Source organism: Corallococcus sp. M7, from assembly GCF_054512695.1.
Map to the genome: position 1 here is coordinate 8,960,815 of NZ_CM137252.1, position 20,831 is coordinate 8,981,645.

Annotated in this window: 11 protein-coding genes; 6 read left to right on the forward strand and 5 right to left on the reverse strand. The window is 69.5% G+C overall.

All coding sequences use genetic code 11. From position 1 onward, the window contains the following. Positions 1 to 84: 84 nt before the first annotated feature. Positions 85 to 1,302, forward strand: a complete 1,218-nt coding sequence (locus ACX114_RS35975; RefSeq protein WP_459291931.1) for an FAD-dependent monooxygenase — start codon at positions 85 to 87, stop codon at positions 1,300 to 1,302. Here the strand turns inward: ACX114_RS35975 and ACX114_RS35980 are convergent. Beyond that, positions 1,299 to 3,026, reverse strand: coding sequence for an SH3 domain-containing protein (locus ACX114_RS35980; RefSeq protein WP_459291933.1), 1,728 nt, complete (start codon positions 3,024 to 3,026; stop codon positions 1,299 to 1,301). The two genes, ACX114_RS35975 and ACX114_RS35980, sit on opposite strands and share 4 nt — an antisense overlap. A 172-nt stretch (positions 3,027 to 3,198) precedes the next feature. Between ACX114_RS35980 and ACX114_RS35985 the strand changes: the two genes are divergently transcribed. Beyond that, complete coding sequence (locus ACX114_RS35985) at positions 3,199 to 5,439, forward strand: M9 family metallopeptidase (RefSeq protein ID WP_459291935.1); 2,241 nt, start codon at positions 3,199 to 3,201, stop codon at positions 5,437 to 5,439. 58 nt (positions 5,440 to 5,497) lie between these two features. Here ACX114_RS35985 and ACX114_RS35990 read toward each other — a convergent pair whose 3' ends face one another. Next, entirely contained in the window at positions 5,498 to 8,662 is a 3,165-nt protein-coding gene (locus ACX114_RS35990; protein WP_459291937.1) for a beta strand repeat-containing protein, read from the reverse strand. A 397-nt stretch (positions 8,663 to 9,059) separates the two neighbouring features. On the opposite strand from ACX114_RS35990, the gene ACX114_RS35995 reads away from it, so the two are divergent. Then, positions 9,060 to 9,752 (forward strand): lysoplasmalogenase, encoded by a 693-nt coding sequence (locus ACX114_RS35995; protein ID WP_459291939.1) that lies wholly within the window; start codon positions 9,060 to 9,062, stop codon positions 9,750 to 9,752. A 103-nt stretch (positions 9,753 to 9,855) separates the two neighbouring features. Here the strand turns inward: ACX114_RS35995 and ACX114_RS36000 are convergent, their stop codons facing one another. The 3 genes from ACX114_RS36000 to ACX114_RS36010 are packed head-to-tail and all read right to left on the reverse strand — an operon-like array spanning position 9,856 to position 12,591. Beyond that, positions 9,856 to 10,383 carry a hypothetical protein gene (locus tag ACX114_RS36000; RefSeq protein ID WP_120621651.1) on the reverse strand — a complete coding sequence of 176 codons (528 nt, stop codon included), beginning with the start codon at positions 10,381 to 10,383 and terminating at the stop codon, positions 9,856 to 9,858. Positions 10,384 to 10,431: 48 nt separating this feature from the next. Further along, entirely contained in the window at positions 10,432 to 11,421 is a 990-nt protein-coding gene (locus ACX114_RS36005) for a HEAT repeat domain-containing protein (RefSeq protein ID WP_459291941.1), read from the reverse strand. A gap of 12 nt (positions 11,422 to 11,433) precedes the next feature. Continuing rightward, positions 11,434 to 12,591 (reverse strand): hypothetical protein, encoded by a 1,158-nt coding sequence (locus ACX114_RS36010; RefSeq protein WP_459291943.1) that lies wholly within the window; start codon positions 12,589 to 12,591, stop codon positions 11,434 to 11,436. Positions 12,592 to 13,086: 495 nt separating this feature from the next. Here ACX114_RS36010 and ACX114_RS36015 point away from each other — a divergent pair, with 495 nt between their 5' ends. Genes ACX114_RS36015 through ACX114_RS36025 form a run of 3 tightly spaced genes read left to right on the forward strand, consistent with a single transcriptional unit; the run spans position 13,087 to position 20,625 of the window. Beyond that, positions 13,087 to 16,116: an nSTAND1 domain-containing NTPase gene (locus ACX114_RS36015; protein WP_459291945.1), complete on the forward strand. Its 3,030-nt coding sequence runs from the start codon at positions 13,087 to 13,089 to the stop codon at positions 16,114 to 16,116. A gap of 23 nt (positions 16,117 to 16,139) precedes the next feature. After that, positions 16,140 to 17,381, forward strand: a complete 1,242-nt coding sequence (locus tag ACX114_RS36020; RefSeq protein WP_459291947.1) for a peptidase associated/transthyretin-like domain-containing protein — start codon at positions 16,140 to 16,142, stop codon at positions 17,379 to 17,381. 10 nt (positions 17,382 to 17,391) lie between these two features. Then, positions 17,392 to 20,625 carry a DUF4215 domain-containing protein gene (locus ACX114_RS36025; protein WP_459291949.1) on the forward strand — a complete coding sequence of 1,078 codons (3,234 nt, stop codon included), beginning with the start codon at positions 17,392 to 17,394 and terminating at the stop codon, positions 20,623 to 20,625. Positions 20,626 to 20,831: the final 206 nt, after the last annotated feature.

The following is a 20,831-nucleotide window of genomic DNA, read 5'->3' on the forward strand; positions in this document are numbered from 1 at the left end:
CAACGGCGGACAGCGCTTCCGACCAGCGTCGATTTCCCAGACAGGCCGGTAGCATCCGGGCCGTTCGCGCGCTGGGGGGATTCGATGAAGATGGTCTGTGTTGGTGGAGGCCCTGCCGGGCTCTATTTCTCGATCCTGGCGAAGCTGTCCAACCCGAGGCACGACGTCACCGTCGTCGAGCGCAACCCCGCGGGCGTGACGTATGGCTGGGGCGTCGTGTTCTGGGATGACCTGCTGGACGACCTCTTCCGCAACGACCCGGTGAGCGCGCAGCGCATTGCCCAGGCCGCGGCGCGCTGGGACACGCAGGAGGTGCACCTGCGGGGCCGGTACGCGACGCACATCGGCGGTTACGGCTTCGCGCTGGGACGGGACCGGCTGCTGGACATCCTCATCCGGCGGGCGAGGGGGCTGGGCGTGGACGTCCGCTTCGAGCACGACGTCACGGACGTCTCCGGGTTCATGGACGCGGATGTCGTCGTCGCCTGCGACGGCGTCAACAGCCGGCTGCGCCAGCGCCACGCCCATCACTTCCAGACGCACGTGGAGGAGGGGCGCAACAAGTACATCTGGCTGGGCACCAACAAGGTGTTCGACGCCTTCACCTTCGCCTTCGAGGAGACGCCCGCCGGCTGGCTCTGGTTCCACGGCTACCGCTTCAACAGTGAGACCAGCACCTGCATCGTGGAGTGCCAGGAGGCGACCTGGAAGGCCTTGGGCTTCGACACGCTGGGACCGGATGAGACGCTGCGGAAGCTGGAGGGCATCTTCCAGAGCCGGCTCCAGGGCAAGTCGCTGTTCAACCAGTTGAAGGGCATGGGCCGGGCGCCGTGGCTCAACTTCAAGCGCATCACCAACGAGCGCTGGTACCACGACAACCTGGTGCTCATGGGCGACTCCGCGCACACCACGCACTTCTCCATCGGCTCCGGGACGAAGCTGGCCATGCAGGACGCCATCGGGCTGGCGCGGCAGCTGCGAACGCAGCCGGACGTGCCTGGCGCGCTGGAGGCGTATGACGAGGAGCGGCGCGCCGCCCTGCTGGCCATCCAACTGGCGGCGCGCAGCAGCTCCGAGTGGTTCGAGAACGTCCCCAGCTACGTGAACCAGGACGCGACCCAGTTCGCCTATTCGCTGTTGAACCGCCGGGGCAGCTCCGTGTGGAGCTACCTGCTGCTCATGGCCAGCCAGCAGCCCTCGCTGCAGGGAATGCTGCGCAAGATCCACCACTCCAAGCAGTGGGTCCGCGAGCAGCGCCGGGGCCGCGGCGCGGTGGTGCTGGGTGCTCCGCCGCCAGCCTAGGGGGCCGTCGCGGCGTCCGGCGGGGGCGGCGTGGCGACGAGCAGGCCGTGGCCCGCGTTGAACTTGAAGACGAACTCCCCCTCGACTTCGGTCGAGGGCACCAGCCCGCCGTTCTTCCCCCAGGACTCCTCGAAGTCATCCCAGGAGTAGATCTCCTCGCGGTTCTCGAAGGGGTTGTAGACGCGCACCGTCCAGTCGCCGTTCCCGTTCTCTTCCACCGCGCGCACGTTCACCCAGTGCGCCACCGCCTTGGTGCTGTCGTCAAAGAAGGTCAGCATGCCGTCCGCGCCCTTCGTGTCGATGTTCACCAGGGCGATGAGCGCCTTGCCGTCATCGAGCATCCGCGCCATGTCCTCCGGCGCTGGCATCGACGCCTCCCCCGACGTGTAGCCCGTCGTCCACCCCCGGGCCTCGTAGACCGTCTCCAGGGGGGTCGCCGTGGTCGTCCCTCCGCCATTAAGGATGCCCGCGCTCGTCGCTCCGAAGGCCGTCAGCGCCTCCTTGGGTGACATGCCCAGGGAGGCGCCCACCGCCAGGGGGCCGCACAGGTTGTAGTGGACCTGGCGCCAGCCCGGGCCCAGGGCCTTCTCCAGGTTGATGTACTGCGCGGCGGAGCCCACCTGCAGGGCGTTGTCGAGCCACTCCCCCACCTGGCCATTGCCCAGCGAGCTGTCCACGCCGAGGAAGGGGTGCTCCGCCACCGCGCCGCCTTCGGGGACACCATTGAAGATGAGCGCCGTCTGTTCGCGCACGGCGGCCTGCCATTCCTGACGGAAGAGGGACTCCCTGCCCTCGGGCGGCAGGTGGTCCCACACCAGGGAGTCCACGGAGGCCGGCGGCGGGCCATTGACGTCGAACTCCGGCATCGGCCAGTTCTCCGCCACCAGCTTCTCGCGGGCGGTCTGGATGATCTCCGCGCGGCTCTCCTTGGGCAGCTTGGTCCAGACATGCATCTCGATGTCGGGCGGACACGTGCCGTTCGCCATCCAGCTGGGAATGGGGGACTCATACGGCGGCGGGGGCGGTGGAGGGGCGGCGGTGGGCCCGGTGAGGGACTCGAACACCCAGGCCTGGGTTCCGTTCTCCAACTCCACGTTCAACCAGGTGCCGTCCTCGGTCTGGCCAAGCACCTTCAGCTTGTCGCCCGCCTTCACGTCCCCGACGTCCGCGAAGTTCGTCCCCGGACCGCTCCGGATGTTCATGCCATCGTTCGGCGTGACCCAGCGCTCGCCATCCGCCACCTGCCGGTCCGCGACGCCAGACAGGCCCAGCTTCTGGATGAGGGCTTCGCGCTGGGGCCCCGGAGGCGTGGAGAGGACCTGCTGCAGCTTGCTCGCGGGCACCGGGACGGGCTGCGAGTAACCCGGGTGCGTCGCCTGCCACTGGCCCAGCGTCTCGTAGCGCACCGTGGGGTGGTTGGGGTCCACCACGGAGCCGTCCGGCCTGCGCACCAGTGCATGGCCCACGCCGTCGCTCGCGTCCCGCATGAGGACGATGGAGTCCCCCGGCCGCGCCAGCCCCATTGCCTTCTCCAGGCAGTTGGCGCTGCCGTCTCCCAACCGCTCCGTGTGCAGGTTGCTCGCGGGCGCGGGCGTGGCGTCGAACGAGGACATCGAGCCGAACGGCTGGGGCTGGGGCGCCGGTTGCCCCTTCCCCGCCGGAGCCGGCAGGGGCTGCGGGCGAGGAGGGACGGCCAGGGGCATGAAGCGCGAGAACTGGATCATCGGGAGCGGCCTCGGAGATGAAGACGTCGTTTCCCCAAGTCACGCGGAGCCGGACCCGAATTGAATTAAGCCGAGTTAAACGTGACGCGAGGCCTTCGACAGACCCTGTCAGACCTGTCTGCTAATTCAGATTCAACTCGAATCAGCCCAAGCCACTGAGGAGCACGCGTCCATGCGCCGTCCCGTCACGGATTGGTATCGCTGGAGCATCCCCTTCGCTGTCGGATTCATCCTGTTCGCGACGGGCGCGCTCGCCCGTCCTGGTACCCCCCCGCCCGCCGGGGCCTCCTGGCGGAGCCACGGATTGGAGCACACCCATCAGCGCCTCCAGCCCGACGAGCGCGAGCCGGATCTCGCCCCCGAGCCACCGCGACAGCAGCGCTCCCCTGACGCCCGGTCGCAGTCCCTGGTGGCCTGTGAGCCGGCTGCCTTCGCGTCCGCCAGTGGCGGCGAGCTGGTCTCACTCGTGAAGGGCTCCGAGGAGGGCTGCCTCAACTCGCTGTTCTATGTCACGGCCCCCCAGTCCGGTCAGATCTTCAACGAGAGCAAGATGGTCACCCTCTCGAACGCTCTCACCGTCAGCGCCTGGCAATACGTGGGCAACAACTCCGCGCGGACGCTCCAGCTCATCCTGTTCCTGCGCGCCGGCTACTTCGTGCAGTTCTACCAGTCAGGCACGGTGGGCGGTTATGGCGCTCCGCTGCGCGACGCCATCCGCCCGGCGCTCGCGGCCTTCGTCGCCAACCCCCACTTCACGGACGTCAACGACGCGCACGGCGTGGTGCTGCGGGAGTTCGTCACCCTCATCGACAGCGCTGGGGAGACCGCCGGGCAGCTGGGCACGCTCCAGGGCCTGCTGGACCGCTTCAACGCCAACGCGGAGCCCTTCTATTACATGAAGGGCGCCATCAACGGCGTCTACCAGGGCCTCTACCGGGGCCACTCCAACGCGGACTTCCTGGCGGCCGTGCAGGCGGACCCGTCCATCCTCGACTCGCTCGAAGCCTTCATCCCCCGCACGGAACACCTGTTGGGCACCTCCAACCAGTACCTCACCCTGAACGCGGCGCGCGAGCTGGCCCGCTTCCTCAGGCACACCGGAACGCTCCGGGACCTGGCGCGCCCCAAGGTGAAGGCGGTCATCGACAACCACTCGATGACCGGGCCCTCGGCGGGCCTCTGGATGGGCGCGGCGGAGATGGTCGACTTCTACGACAAGGCCCACTGCGCCTACTACGGCACCTGCGACTTCCGCCGGACGGTGGAGCAGACGGTGCTCGGCATCACCCACACCTGTGGCGCCACCCTGCGCATTCGCGCGCAGGACCTGACGGCGCCCCAGCTCACGCAGAGCTGCGACCAGCTCGCCACGCAGGAAGCGGACTTCCACGACACGCTGAAGACGAACCGCGTGCCCGTGGCCAGTGACAACAACACGTCCCTGGAGGTGATCGTCTTCGACAGCAGCGTCGACTACCAGAACTACGCTGGCGTGCTGTTTGGCATCAACACCAACAACGGCGGCATGTACCTGGAGGGCAACCCCGCCGCCTCCGGCAACCAGGCCCGCTTCATCTCCTACGAGGCGGAGTGGCTGCGGCCCGCCTTCGAAGTCTGGAACCTGCGCCACGAGTACGTCCATTACCTGGATGGCCGCTTCAACATGAAGGGCGACTTCAACCTGAGCATCAGCCAGCCCACCGTCTGGTGGATCGAGGGACTGGCCGAGTACATCTCCAAGAAGAACGACAACGCCAGCGCGGTGACGCAGGGCAAGACCCAGGCCTTCCAGCTCAGCGAGGTCCTGCGCAACGACTACAACAGCAGCACCGACCGCGTGTACGCATGGGGCTACCTGGCCACGCGGTTCATGTTCGAGCGGCACCCGGCTCAGGTGGGCACCTTCCTCGAGCAGTTCCGCACGGGCAATTACACGGCGTACCGCCAGTCGCTGGATGCGCTGGGCACGGCGAACGACGTGGAGTTCCACCAGTGGATCGACTGCGTCGCGAGGGTCACGGATCCGGGTCTCTGCGTGCCGCCCGGCCCTGGCCCCGGCCCCGGGCCGACTCCTGCCTGCACGGCGTCCAACCCCCAGCAGCTCGACAACGACTGCTACCGGGGCCCGCTGGCCTCCACCGGCACGGTGCTCTACTTCTATCTCTATGTGCCTCCCCGCGCGCGCAACCTGCGCTTCGTGGCGAGCGGCGGCACGGGCAACGCGGACCTGTATGTCCGCGCCGGCACCTGGCCCACGAAGACCGTGTATGACTTCCGGCCCTCCCTCCCAGGCAATGACGAGACGGTGGAGATCCCCTCCCCCACCACCGGCGGGTACTACTACCTCATGCTCGTGGCCAGCACGCCCTACTCGGACGTGAAGCTGGAGGCCCACTTCGACAGGGCGCCCTGACAGGGCCGGGGCGGGCTCCCAGGTGGACCCGAAGCCACCTGGGAGCCCTCCACGGGCGCTACGGAACGACGTACAGGTCGCCGTTCGTCTGGGTGATGGCCCCACCCACGACGTTGTAGACGTCGAAGAGGTCGGCGCTCTTGAAGCTCGCGCCCGCCGGCACCGGGGCCAGCAGGGGCGACGTCGTCAGCTGCGACTGCGTGGTGCTGACGAAGGCGTTGCCAGCGACCATGACCAGGCTGTCCGCGGGCAGGGTTCCGCTGTTCACGCTGGTGTCGGGCCGCAGCCACATGCCGGCGAGCAGCTGGTTGAAGGCGGCCGAGTTGTGCAGCGGCGTGCTGGTGATGTTGACGCTGAGCGACGTGTCACCGGCATTGGCCGCGCTGCTGACCGTGCCCGCGAGGGAGACGAACGGGGTGTAGCCGCCCGTGGCGTAGTGCGTCTGGTTGTTGTTGTTGATGATCAACTGGCCGTACGCCACGCCGCCGTGCTTGAGGAACACTGTGCCCGCGCCACCGTCGGTGTACGTGGCGTTGATGCCCGTGCCACCCCGCGCCTGGAGCTGCGCGCTGGTCGCGGGGTACGGGTAGCCCACGGCCCCCACGAAGCTGGAGGCATCCCCCGTGCTCACCAGCGCGATGCGCCCGCCGCCGCCCGCGCGCGTGGAGCCGACCGAGCTGGAGTTGTACGCATTCGCCCCGTTGGCGGTGAGGGTGCCGTTCCAGCCCGTGGTGTCGAAGCCACCGCAGCGCAGGGAGATGGAGCCTCCCGCCGCGCCGTACTGGGCGCCCGTGGTCACCGCGCCCGCCTTGATGAGGGACGTCCCGCCCAGCGTGCAGACGCCCGCGGCATTGAGCCGGAAGACACCGCCACCGGGGCTGCGGAAGCCCAGGTACGACGGCGAGGCGCCGACCGTGGTCCCCGCTCCGCCCGGATACCGGGGGTCGCGATAGTCGTCGTAGACCATGCCCCGGACCGAGCCGGCCGCGTACCCGCCGCCGACGCCGCCATGGCCCGCGCCGTACCCACCCGCCGAGCCCGTTGCCGACGAGGGACCCGTCGCGCCAAAGCCCCACATCGTCAGCGGAGAGCCCTGGGCATCCATCGCCGCCGGGTAGCCCAGGCCCGCGACGTCCACGGCGCCGCCCGTGAGGCTGAAGGTCTGCGCGAGCGTCATCTGGAGGCTGGACACCTGCGCGGCGGCCGGCGAGGTCTTGAACACCGGCAGGTAGTGCTTGAGGGTGCCCGCGCTCTGCGCGTAGCGCGCCGCCTGGAGCGAGTTGGTGACCAACGTGCCGCCGCTCAAGGTCACGTCACCGGACGCGATGATGGCGGGCACGGTCACGGAGCCCGCGGACACCGTCACGTTGTCCGCGACGAGCGTCCCGCCTCCGATGGGCGGCATGGCCTGCGTGGACTGCACGACGTTCACCGCGCCGGCCGCGTACTCGATGCGGCCCGTCCGGCCGCTCGTCGTGTCGAAGAGCACCAGGCCGTTCACGGTCATCGTGGGCGCGCCGGAATTCGTCGTGTTGCCGGAGAGGACGTGGATGTCGCCGTTGGTCTCCAGGATGGCGTTGCCGAGCACATCCAGGTGGTCCAGCACGTCCACGCTGCGGAAGAACGCGCCGGACACGACGTCGGCGGGTACGGCGCTCGTGGTCAGGGTGCCCACGGCGTTGGTGGTGACGCTCACCAGGTTGGACGGATCCAGCAGCGCCCCGCCCGCGGCGGTGATGTCCGGCCGCAGCCAGCCGCCCGCGAACACACCGTTGTAGATGGAGGACGACGACGGGGTCGTGACCTGGGTGAGCGCGGGGTTGAAGTTCAGCGGCGCGCCCGCGTTCTCGTAGTAGGTCGCGTTGAACATGGTGCTGGCGACCGAGACAGGGATGGCGGTGGCGCCCGTGGTGACGTTCGCCGTGACGGTGCCGGCCAGCGCGGGGAGCCGGGTGGTGCCCTCGTTCTGGTAATGCGCGGGCGAGTTGTTCGCGATGATGAGGTCGCCCCAGGTCAGCCCGCTGTGTTTCAGGTAGAGGGTGCCCGCGCCACCGGCGCCCACCACGTAGCTGGAGTTGGCAGGCGCGCCTCCGAAGGCGTGAACGCGCGCGGTGAGGTTCGTGGGCGGGTAGCTCACCGTGCCCGTCATCGTCGCGGCATCACCGGTGCTGACCAGCGCGATGCGGCCACCGCCGCCCGCGCCCAGCGGAATGGAGGAGTTCCCCGCGCCCTGGCCGCCGTCCGCGACGAGGGTTCCCGTCCAGCCCGTGGAGACGATGGCGCCGCAGCGGAGGTTGATGGAGCCGCCCGCCGCATTGAACGTCGCGGACGCCGCGATAGTGGCCGAACCCCCCAGCACACAGGGCCCCGTGGATGTGATGCGCACCACGCCACCGCCATGGGTGCCCGAGTAGGTGTCATTGGTGGCGCCGGGGAACTTCGGGTCGCGGTAGTCGCCGTAGGTCGTCCCCGCGTTGCCCGCCTGGTTGTTGTTGGCCTGCGAGATGTTCATCCGGTAGTTGCCTGAGCCCATGCCACCGTGGCTGGCACCGTAAAGCTTGCTCGTGCCCGCGAGCGAAGCCGACGGCACGCCGTTCGGACCGAAGCTGACCAGGCCGTTGCCGCTGCACGAGCCATTGGCGAAGCAGGTCATGCCGTAGCCCTTGTTGGTGGTGTTGATGGAGCCCCCCAGCAGGTTCCAGGAGCCGGTGAGCACGTCCAGCTTGAACATGGCGGCGTTGGTGGCCTGGAGGTGCGTCACGGTGCCGCCGGTGATGAAGACGTCACCAAAGGTCTGTCCCACCGTGCTGGCGTCGAACGTGACGGTGCCGCCGGTGATGTAGAGGTTCCGGCCGCCCGCGTTGCTGGACGTGAGGGTGACGGCGCCGGTGGTGATGGTGGTGCCCGCGCTGCCACTGAAGAGCGCCGAGTCGAACGTGACGGAGGCCGTGTCCGGCAGCGTGGTGGTGCCGCTCCCATCCGTGACGGTGGCGGAGAAGGTCGTGGGCACGGTCAGCGCCGTGGAGCTGCGCGCGGTGACGACGTAGCTCCCCGCGCCGGAGTCCACCGCCGTGAGGCACGTCGCGCCCGGAGCGTTCACGGAGCACGCGGAGGTCCCCGTGCCGCCCAGCGTGACCGCCCCATCACTGCTCAGGACCTCCACATGGAGTCCCGTCCCCAGCGGTTCACCGTTCGCATCGCGAGGCGTGACGGTGAGGGTCACATAGGCCAGCCCGTCCGAAGGGGCATTGATTGCGGATGCAAGCAATTGAGGCTGTGGTGAAAGCAGACCCGCGCGCGAGCTCGCGGAGGCCGGCCCACTCTCTTCCAGCGGCGGAGGGGAACAGCTGATCAACGCGGCAAGCGCGAGCGGACCTGCGAATGGCAGACGCATGGGGAATCTCCCTTTGAGTTGGAACAGCAGCCGGCTGGCAAAGCTTCAGCGCGGGCCGCTGGACGTCCGTATGCTTCAGCGGGGCTGCGTGATGGAAGGACCCACTGGAAACATTCTTCACGCAATCGAGTCTTTCCTGACCTGTCCGCAACGCCTGGAGACACGGAACGCACTTGCTTTGAGCCTCGTCCCGCGCGGGTAATGCAAAGGATTAAGGTGCCGCCCCATGCGCGAGTCGTGGACAGGTGGGACGAAGCTCCTGGCGGCGGCGGGCCTCGCGGGCGCGGTGGGCTTCCTCTTCGTCATGGACGTGGGGCCCCGGGAGGCGCGGCTCGTCACCAAGGCGCTGCCCATGGTGTGCCTGCTGCTGTGGCTGTGGCCCGCGCGGGGGCGCCATGCGCGGCTCATCTTCGCGGGGCTGGCGCTGTCACTGCTCGGAGACGTGCTGCTGGAGGTGGGCCCGGACCTGTTCCTGCCGGGACTGGGCGCGTTCCTGCTGGCCCACGTGGGCTACGCCGCCGCGTTCCTCTGCGTGACGCGGCGTCTGGCCCTGGTGCGTGCCCTGCCCTTCCTGCTGCTGGCGGCGGGAGCCACCGTGGCGCTGTGGCCCGGCCTGGGCGGGATGGCTCCGCCGGTGACGGCCTACGTCGCCGTCATCTGCACCATGGGCTGGCGCGCGGCGGCCATGATGGGAGACGTGGCCCTCTCGCGTCGCGAGCAATGGCTGGCGTTCCTGGGCGCGCTGCTGTTCACCGCCAGCGACGGGCTGCTCTCCATCCGGCTCTTCGTCGCACCCCTGCCCGGCCTGGGCTATGCCGTCATGCTGCTGTACTGGGCCGCGCAGTTCTGTATCGCCGCATCCACGCGGGTCGCGCACGCTCCGGCCGCGATGCCTATCGCCTCCAACAGTCCCACCTGACTCCTGGCGGCGCGCCGTACTGCAACAGCTTCTGCTACTGATTCCCCAACCCACCGGCGACGGAGCGCCCCACGACGCTCCGCCTCCGGCGGTCACTCCGGAACTACTGGATCACGCCGATCGTCTCCGAGCGGTCCACGGCCTCACCCTTGGTGGTGTAGCCGGAGTACCAGCCGGTCAGGTTGCTGCCGGACTGGTCATACTGCACGTGGACGTGAGGACCCGTGGCGTTGCCCGTACCGCCCTCGTTGCCCACCTGGCAGCGGTTGCACGTGCGGTCATACGAGTCCGACGTCTTGATGAAGTGCCACAGACGGAACGTCCGGCCGTTGGAGAAGGCGTGCTTCGCCTCGTTCTGCGTGCCGCTGCCCGTGCCGTTGCAATAGACGCCCGACGTGCGGATGGTCACGTTCCAGGACAGCGACGCCATCACGCCCGTCTCCACGCCCCAGTAGTTGCAACGGCCGCTGGAGATGTCCAACGCGCCGTGGAACGTGCCGCTGGAGTAGTACGTCGTCGCCGTCACCGTGCCCGGAAAGGGCGACTTCACCGTGTACGAGTACGCAGCCGCGACCGAGGGAACCGCGAGGGCCAGGATGGCCGCGAAGGCCTTCTTCTTCATGTGACGCATCGGGGGTGTTCCTTTCGGGCCGGCGGGTCCGGCCCCATGAGGTGCCGCTCAACGGACCTGTTGCAGCCGCTGCTTCTCTCTCAGGAGCAGGCCCCACTCCTGAACACCTGATTCCAGGGCGCGGATCCACGCGTCGATCTCCGGCGCCATGCTCGGGTCCACGCTCCGCAGCTTGCGCAGCTCCGGCACGGCGTCCGCGTAGCCCAGCTCCGCGATGCCCTGCACCAGCGCCTTGCGCACCCCCGCGTCCCGCTCGCCCCGGTACATGCCCACCAGCGCCTCGCGCGCGGGTCCCATCTGCGCCGCCGGCACGCCGCCCAGCGCGAGCGCCGCCGAGCGCCGCACGTCCGCGCTCTCGTGGCCCAGCATCCCGAGCAGCTTCTGCCCCGCCTCCTGCCCCATCCTCCGCGTGTCCAGGGACTCCAATATCTTCGCCGTCACCTTCGGATCCGTGGACGCCGTCGCCGCGTTCACCGCCATGTCCGTGGCCGGGCCGTGATGGCCGGAATAGACAAACGCGTTGTCCTCGATGAGGTTTTGCGCCGCCTCCATGCGGACCTCCGGCGAGCCGTCCCGCATGAGCCGCTCATACATGTCCCCCGTCTTCTCCAGCGCGCCCGTACGGCGCATGGCACGGACGGTGGCGGCGCGGACGGACGGGTCCCGGTCCTCCAGCGCGCGGCGGGCCACGGCCTGGATGGCGTCCTTCTCCGCCTCGCGCTCGCTGCGCGCCACCAGCGCCGCGGCCAGTTGCTCCACCATCATCGGGTCCGTCTCCCGGTCGAACGCCGCGTGCAGCTCGCCGGAGGGCAGCGACACGGCGGCCTCGCGCAGCACGGCCTGGAGGTATTCGCGGTAGGCCTTGGAGCTGGAGCCCATCCCCTGGCGGAGCTGATCCATCAGCCCCCGGACCGAGCAGCTCTCCCCATTCAGCGCGGGCTTCGCGGCGGAGGGCGTGGACTGCGCGGTGACCACCGGGGACGCGAGCATCAGCGTCAGGCCACCGAGCGCGCGAAGACCTTTGAGGATGCGAGGCATGCGTCAGGGCTCCTAGTTGTGGCGGTCCATGCAGCCGAAGGGGTTCTGGTCCGGCAGCTCGTTCCAGACGCGGATGAAGTCGACGTTGCCCTGGGCGTAGAGCGTCTCGAAGATGCCGTAGAGGGGCTGGAAGCGCGGATCCACGGTCGCCATGCTCGCCATCACCGGCAGGGCGTCCCGGCCCGCGACGCGCGCGGAGAAGCGGAACAGCGCCCAGCGCACGCACACGGACTGTTCGCGCTGGAAGGCGTCCGTGAACGTCTTCAGCACGTGCTCCTTGTCGGAGGACATGGCCAGCACCTGCGCCGCCGCGTCGCGGCCGTCCTCGTTGCCCTCGCTGCGCAGGATGCGCTCGAAGCGGGCCGAGGCCTTCGCGTCCAGCACGGGCGAGTTGTGCAGCGGCGCCGTCTGCGCCAGGTGGCGGATCTGCTCGTCCGGCGCGTCCGTGGCGATGGTGATGAGCCGGTCGAGATACGGCGACGCGTCCCCCAGGTTCTCCGACTCGCGCGCCATCACGCGGCCCAGCGTGCGCGTGGCGGCCCAGCCCGCCTCGGTGGACGCCGGGTCGCGCGCGAAGTCCGCCATCCGGTCCATCGCGTCCGGCGTCAGGTGCTTCTGCGTGTCGAGCGCGGAGAGCATGCCCGCGCGCCGCTCGATGGACAGCCCCTTGTCCATCCCCGCCTCCAGGAGCCGCGCGGCGACCTGCGGCTTCTGCACCGCGTCCGACCCGCGCAGCCCGGACAGCAGCACCTGGAACTCCGCGCCCTGCGCCTCCCGGGCCCAGTCCATCACCTGCACCGCCTTCTTCGCGTCGTCGCCAATCAGCTCCGCGAGCTTCGACTTCAGGTAGTCGCGGACAATCGGGTCCTTCGACGCAAGCAGCGGCGCGGCCCAGTCGCGGAACGTCTCCAGCGTCACCCCGTCGTTGAAGCGCGCCAGCTCCGGGAAGCACGTCTGGTCCGAGAAGCGGCGCGCCGCGGCCTCCGCCTCCCCCGCGCCGGCTGGCGCCGCCGCCGCGCCCCCACCGCCGCCATGAGCCCCCACGGACTGTGTGGCTTTGACGGGGGCCGCCACCGCGGACGGCGCCTGTGTGCCGTCACCGCCGCGCCACACCAGACCCACGGCCGCCAGAACGGCCACCAGGCCCGCGCCCGCCAGCACCCAGGGCATCCCACGCCGTCTCGAAGGGCCGGATTCGGGCGTCTGGGTCGGAGTGGAAGGAACCATGGGAACCCAAATAACCATGGATTCCTTGTTTCAATCAAGGAAAACAGATTGATTGGATTTTTGCTGGATTTGGCCTGCTCTCCCTCTGGAGAAACCCTCCGCTGACCGCCTGCGTCACCAGAACAGTTCCCCCATTATGGAACGACGCATGAGGCCGAGACACTTCGTGTCGCGGTGACGCAATGACTCTCCGAGTGCGTGTCCGGGGGGATGTCACAAGGCGTTGCACCCTGCGCCCGTCTGCCTTCCTGCCCCCCAAGGTCAAAACAGACACGCCTCTGATGCAAGGGCGTGAAGTGTCCGCGATTCAGTGACCGTGTATGATTACGACCCGTGGTGGCAGGGCCGGGGGGGCTGTAGCCAGCGCATGGATGCATCGGGCGGAGGTGCCCGGGTCGCGCCATGGCTGTGAATGCGTCGCGGGAAAAGTGGCCGGACATGATGAAGAACGAAGCTGGTGCCGTGCGGCGGGAGCCTCCCGCGGTGGGCGTGACGGGTGTGTCCTCGGACCTTTCGGACCGGACACAGGCCGCGGACGTGGAGTCGCTCTTCGGAGCCGCTCCCGCGCCCGTGGAGCCGCCGTCGCGCTCCAACACGGGTTCGTCCACGTGGGACGGGCCGTCGCGTCCGGGCACGGGTGGTGGCACGGGTGACACCGGCAACAACACAAGCCCCTCCATCCAGGGCCACGCGCTGCGCCCGGGCATGCGCCTGCAGCACTACGAGCTCATCCGTGAGCTGGGCTCCGGCGGCATGGGCACGGTGTTCCTCGCGCGCGACGTGCGGCTGGGACGCCGGGTGGCCATCAAGTTCCTGCACAGCGAGGACGCCGACATCACCCGGCGCTTCATCCTGGAGGCGCGCGCCACCGCGCGGTGCAGCCACGAGAACATCGTCATCATCTACGAGGTCGGCGAGTTCACCGGCGGCCCGTTCATGGTGCTGGAGTACCTGCAGGGCAAGCCGCTGACGAAGGTGCTGGGCAACCAGCGCCTGCCGCCCGCGCGCGCGGTGGAGCTGATGGTGCCGGTGGTGAAGGCGCTGGTGTGCGCGCACGAGCAGGGCATCGTCCACCGCGACCTGAAGCCGGAGAACATCGTCGTGACGGACTCGGGCGCCATCAAGGTGCTCGACTTCGGCATCGCCAAGGTGCTCCAGGGCGACGATCCCGCGGAGGCCGCCCCGGGCGGCCCCCAGGTCCAGCCGCGGCTGCACTCGGTGGAGGGCATGGGCGAGGACGTGTCCAACCTCACCCGCAAGGGCGCCATCATGGGCACCATGGCCTTCATGTCCCCGGAGCAGTGGGGCATTGGCGTGGCCGTGGACAACCGCACGGACATCTGGGCCGTGGGGTTGATGCTGTTCCGCATGCTCGCCGGCAAGCACCCGTTGGATCCGCTGCGCGGTCCGCAGCTGATGGTCACGGGCATGCTGGACGAGCCCATGCCGCTGCTCAGGACCCTGGCGCCGGACGTGCCGCAGGAGCTGGCGGCCGTCGTGGACCGCTGCCTGCTCAAGCGCAAGGAGGAGCGCTACCCGGACGCGGCGTCGCTCCTGCGCGCGCTGGAGCCGTTCCTGCCCGGCCGCATGAGCCGCGAGCTGCGCGTGGACGAGAGCCCCTACGCGGGCCTCAGCTCCTTCCAGGAGGCGGACGCGGACCGCTTCTTCGGCCGCACCCGTGAAATCGCCGCGCTGGTGAACCGCATCAACGACCGGCCGCTGCTGGCCGTGGTGGGCCCGTCCGGCACGGGCAAGTCGTCGTTCGTGCGCGCGGGCCTGGTGCCCGTGCTCAAGCGCTCCGGCACGCCGTGGGAGGCGCTGGTCATCCGCCCCGGCAGAAGCCCCCTGTCGGCGCTGGCCAGCATCGTCACGCCGCTGATGAGCTCGTCCACCACCATCGAGGACGACCTGGTGGAGCAGCAGCGGGTGGTGGAGCGGCTGCGCGCGGAGCCCGGCTACGTGGGCAACGTGCTGCGCAGCCGCGCGCGGCGGGAGAAGCGCCGCATCCTGCTCTTCATCGACCAGTTCGAGGAGCTCTACACGCTGGTGCCGGACGTGCAGGAGCGGATGGCCTTCACCGCGTGCCTGTCCGGCATCGCGGACGACGCGACCACGCCCATCCGCGTCATCCTCTCCATCCGTTCGGACTTCCTGGACCGCGTGCCGGAGGACGAGCGCTTCATGGCGGAGCTCAGCCAGGGGCTCTACTTCCTCACCGCGCCCGCCCGCGAGGGCCTGAAGGACGCGCTGGTGCAGCCGGCGGAGCGCGCGGGCTACCAGTTCGAGAGCCCCGCCATGGTGTCCAGCATGCTGGAGCACCTGGACGCGTCCCAGGGCGCGCTGCCCCTGTTGCAGTTCGCCGCCACGCAGCTGTGGGAGGCGCGCGACGTCACCAACCGGCTGCTCACGGAGAGCGCGTACCAGGCCATGGGCGGCATCGCGGGCGCGCTGGCCAGCCACGCGGACAGCGTGCTGGAGAGCCTGTCCACGCAGGAGCGCACGCTGGTGCGCGCGCTCTTCCTGCGGCTCGTCACCCCGGAGCGCACGCGCGCCATCGTGTCCCTGGACGAGCTGCGCGAGCTGACCAAGGACACCGGTGAGATGCAGCGCCTCATCGACCACCTGGTGCAGGCGCGCCTGCTGGTGGTGCAGACCGGCGGCGGCGCCACGGGCGCCACGGTGGAGATCGTCCACGAGTCGCTCCTGCACAGCTGGCCCACGCTGCGGCGCTGGCTGGACGAGGGCCAGGAGGACTCCGCGTTCCTGGAGCAGCTGCGCAACGCGGCCCGGCAGTGGCAGGGCAAGAACTTCGACGCGCACCTGCTGTGGCGCGGTGAGCTGGTGGAGGAGGCCCAGCGCTTCCAGCGGCGCTACCGGGGAGAGCTGCCCCGGTTGCAGCAGGACTTCCTCACGGCGGTGTTCGCGCAGGCGAAGAAGGGGCGCCGGCTGAAGCGGGCGCTGCTCATCGGCAGCGCGACGTTCCTGGGGCTCCTGGTGGTGGCGGCGGTGGTGGCGCTCGTCGTCATCCGCAACGCGCAGCAGGAGGCGGAGAAGCAGGCCCAGGCGGCCCAGGCGGCGGAAATCATCGCGCGCGCCGCCGAGACCAACGCTCGCGGCGCGGAGGCCGAGGCCAAGCAGCGTCTGGCCGAGGTGCAGGCCAAGGAGCTGGAGCGCCAGAAGGCGCAGCAGGCGGCGGAGTCCGCCAACGCGCAGGTGGCCCTGGCCAACCAGGAGCTGCTCAGCAAGAACGACGAACTGGTGTCCGCGCTCAAGCGCGCCCAGGAAGCGCAGCTGCGCGCCCGGAGCGCCAAGAAGCGCGCCGAGGAGAGCGCCGAGTCCGCGCGCGACGCCCGCGAGGAGGCCCTCCGCGCGGCGGAAGAACTCTCCACGTTGCTCAAGCGGGAGAAGGAGCGCGTCTCCCGTCTGCAAAATCAGCTCGGCAGTCCGGTCATCGAGGTCCTGAAGTGAGAAGCATCTTGAAGAACAGGGTGATGAGCAGGTCCGCGTTCGCGTTGTCCATGCTGCTGGCGCTGGAGTCGGTGCCCGCGCTGGCGCAGGAGCCGGCGCCACGGACCCGAACCACGAAGACGTCTCGGGTCACGAAGAAGAAGACCCCCGCGCCGAAGGCCACGGGCAAGACGAAGCTGTCCGGCACCGGCACCTCGAAGCGCAAGCGCAAGCCCGCCGCCGCCGAGGCCACGCCGGCTCCGTCGGACACGCCCCTCTCCGAGTCCCTACCCCTACCCCCGCCTCCCACGCCGAAGGCCGTGGAGTCCCAGCAGGAGCAGGCCAGCAGCACGCTGGAGGGCTCGCAGCCCGGCTCGGACGAGCGCCCCTGGGCCAAGGGCATCTCCAAGACGGACCAGGACGCGTCGCTCGCGCTGTTCGGCGAAGGCAACGCGCTCTTGAAGGAATCCATCTTCGTGCAGGCGGTGGAGAAGTACCGCCAGGCGCTGGCGCGCTGGGACCACCCGGCCATCCACTACAACCTCGCGCTGGCGCTGATGAACCTGGACCAGCCCGTGGAGGTGCACGAGCACCTGGTGGCGGCGCTGCGCTTCGGACCGGCGCCGCTGGAGAAGGAGAAGTACGAGTACGCCCGCAACTACAAGACGCTGGTGGAGAAGCAGCTCGCGCGGGTGGACATCACCTGCGCCACGCCCGGCGCCACGGTGACCCTGGACGGCCAGACGCTGTTCGTGGCCCCCGGCCGCTACGAGGCGCTGGTGCGCCCCGGCGCGCACAGCATCGTCGCGACGATGGCGGGCTACGTGCCCAGCGACCAGAGCCGCACGCTGTTGCCCGGCGAGACGACGACGCTGGATTTGAAGCTCTTCACCTCCGACGACCTCATCCGCTACAAGCGCCGCTGGTCCGGCGCGATGCCCTGGCTGGTGATGGGCGCGGGCGTGGCCGTGGCGGGCGGCAGTGCCTTCCTGCACCTCCAGTCCCGCGACCACTTCCGCGCCTTCGAGTCCGGCATCGCCGAATGCGGGGGCTGCGTGCCGCCCACCCCCGTCGCCGACGAGCGCTCGAAGGGCAACCTGATGCAGACCGGCGCCATCGCCGGGTACGCCGTGGGCGGAGCCGTCATCGTCACCGGCGCGGTGCTCGCCGTCCTCAACCAACCCAAGCCGTATCGCATCGAACCGGGCCAGGAGGCGGCGACCGTGCAGGTCACGCCGCTCCTCGGCGCGGGTTCGGGCGGTGCCGTGGCCACCTTCCGTTTCTAGAGGCTCTCGCATGACACGCGTCTCCCCCTCCTCCATGGCGCGCGCCCTGCTGCTCCTGGCCGCGCCGCTGTTACTCCTCTCCTCCTGCTTCCAGCCCACCACGGTGGACTGCCCCGCCGGCCTGGTGTGTCCGGATGGCCTGAAGTGCGCCGCGAACCAGGCCACCTGCATCTCCACGGACTGCGGCGACGGCGTCATCCAGGGCTCCGAGCAATGTGACGACGGCAACGTCGTGGACGGCGACGGCTGTAGCCGCGACTGCAAGTCCACCGAGACGTGTGGCAACGGCGTCGTGGACCAGGTCACGAAGGAGAAGTGCGACGACGGCAACACCGAGGACGGCGACGGCTGCAGCGCGGACTGCAAGTCCAACGAGCTGTGCGGCAACGGCGTCGTGGACACGGCCGTGGGCGAGAAGTGCGACGACGGCAACAACGCCAGCGGCGACGGCTGCAGCGCGGACTGCCTCTCCTCCGAGGTCTGCGGCAACGGCTACACCGACCCCTCCAAGGAGGAGCGCTGCGATGACGGCAACACCGTCAGCGGCGACGGGTGCAGCGCGGACTGCCGCTCCCAGGAGAGCTGCGGCAACGGCTACGTGGACGTGGCCAAGGGCGAGAAGTGCGACGACGGCAACAACATCAACGGCGACGGGTGCAGCTCCGACTGCAAGTCCAACGAGACCTGCGGCAACGGCGTGCTCGACACCATCAAGGGTGAGATCTGCGACGACGGCAACAACGTCAGCGAGGACGGCTGCAGCGCGGACTGCCGGTCCGCGGAAGGCTGCGGCAACGGCGTGCGCGACGGCGAGGAGCAGTGCGACGACAAGGGCGAGTCCGCCACCTGCAACCTCAACTGCACCGTGCGCGTCTGCGGTGACGGCATCGTCAACCGGACCGCGGGCGAGCTGTGCGACGACAAGGGCGAGTCCGCCTACTGCAACGCCAATTGCACGCTGCGCGCCTGTGGCGACGGCGTGGTGAACACGTCCTCCGGCGAGCAGTGCGACAACCCCGGCCCCGTCAACAGCAACACCTGCGACGCGGACTGCACCATCGCCTTCTGCGGCGACGGCTTCACCAACATCACGCGCGGCGAGCTGTGCGACACGGCGGGCAACTCCCGCACCTGCAACGCGGACTGCACGCCCGCGGCCTGCGGCGACCGCTACCTCAACACCGCGGCGGGCGAGCAGTGCGACGACGGGCCCAACTCCGCCATCTGCGACGTGGACTGCACCCCCACGGCCTGCGGCGACGGCGTCACCAACACGGTGGCGAAGGAGCAGTGCGACGACGGCAACACGCGCGACGACGACGACTGCCTGGGCACCTGCAAGCCGAACCTCTGCGGCGACAGCGTGGTCAACGTCAACGGGCCGGACCGCCCGGAGGCCTGCGACGACGGCAACACCCGGACGGAAGTCGCGTGCGACTACGGCACCGCCAGCTGCGACGCGTGCAGCAGCGACTGCAAGACCGCGCTCGCGCTCACGGGCAACGTCTGCGGCGACAACCTGCGGGACGCCACCAACGAGGCCTGTGACGACGGCAACACCGACACGGAGGACGCCTGCCCCTACGGCACCGCCAGCTGCAAGGTGTGCCGCTTCGACTGCAAGGAGAGCCTGTCGCGCACGGGCAACATCTGCGGCGACAACGCGAGGGACGCGGACCACGAGGCCTGCGACGACGGCAACACCAAGACGGAGACCGCGTGCGACTACGGCCAAGCGAGCTGCGAGAAGTGCCGCGCGGACTGCCAGCAGACCCTCACGCTCCAGGGCAACATCTGCGGCGACAACGTGAAGGACGCCACCCACGAGGTCTGCGACGACGGCAACACCGCCACGGAGACGGCCTGCGCCTACGGCCAGGCCAGCTGCCAGGTGTGCCGCGGTGACTGCAAGGAGCTGGTGTCGGTTCGCGGCAACGTCTGCGGCGACAACGCGAGGGACGCGGACCACGAGGCCTGCGACGACGGCAACACCACCACGGAGACGGTCTGCCCCTACGGCCAGGCCAGCTGCCAGAAGTGCAGCGGTGACTGCCAGACGGTCCTCCCGCTCCAGGGCAACGTCTGCGGCGACAACGTGAAGGACGCCACCAACGAGGTCTGTGACGACGGCAACACCCGGACGGAGACCTCGTGCCCCTACGGCATGGCCAGCTGCCAGGTGTGCCGCGGCGACTGCAAGGAGCTGGTGCCCGTCACGGGCAACGTCTGCGGTGACGGCGTGGCGGATTTCACCCACGAGGTCTGCGACGACGGCAACACCACCACGGAGACCACCTGCCCCTACGGCCAGGCCAGCTGCCAGCGGTGCAGCAGCGACTGCCAGACGCTCCTGGCGCTCGGCGGCAACGTGTGCGGGGACGGGGTGCAGGACCCCAGCGCCGCGAACGAGGTCTGCGACGACGGCAACACCGCCACGGAGACGGCCTGCCCCTACGGCCAGGCCAGCTGCCAGGTGTGCCGCGGCGACTGCAAGGAGCTGCGTCCCCTCACGGGCAACGTCTGCGGCGATGGCGTGCTGGACTCGGCCCACGAGGCCTGTGACGACGGCAACACCAACACGGAGACCGCCTGCGCCTATGGCACGGCGAGCTGCAAGCGCTGCAGCAGCGACTGCCAGACGGTCCTCTCGCTCACGGGCAACGTGTGCGGGGACGGGGTGCAGGACCCCAACCCGGCGAACGAGGTCTGCGACGACGGCAACGCCCTCATCTGCGGCTCGTGCAGCGCCACCTGCAAGGCGAAGACGCTGACGGCGGCGACGGGGACCATCACGGCGACGTCCGGGTCGAACCTGGGCGACGAGGAGACGTTCACCATCAGCGACGGCATCAACACGCCGGTCACCTTCGAGTTCGATCGCAACAACAGCCTCAAGAACCCCGCCAACCAGCGGGTGGCTGTGACGAGCGGCACGTCCGCGGCGCAGGTCGCCCTCCTCATCCGGGACGCCATCACCGCGGTGGATGAGTCGTTCGAAATCCAGGCGTCGGTCGTCGCCAGCTCCATCACCGTGAACGTCTCCCACAAGCTGAAGGGCTCCATCGGCAATCAGGCGATGACGGAGAAGGTCACCAACAACAACTTCAAGGTGAGCGGGATGACCGGCGGCAGCGGCTACGACTGCCCCCAGGGCACGAAGTGCGTGGGCGACGAGGACTGCGCGCTCGACCTGGTGTGTGGGGCCAGCAAGACCTGCGTCGCCCCTCCGGCGCCCACGCCCTGAAGCGGTCTTCCAGCGTGTGACCTCCCTCGTGAAACAGGGAGGCCACACACCTTGACGCACCGGGCCATGTCCTGCGTCACACGCGAGCGGGCCCGGGTGCGCGAGTGGGGGAACGTGCGGTTGACTTCACCGTCGTGGGGGTGGTGAACCGGATGGGCCCCGGGCAGTCGCGGGCCCGGTGGCCCCGCAGCGGTCGTGAACCTCGC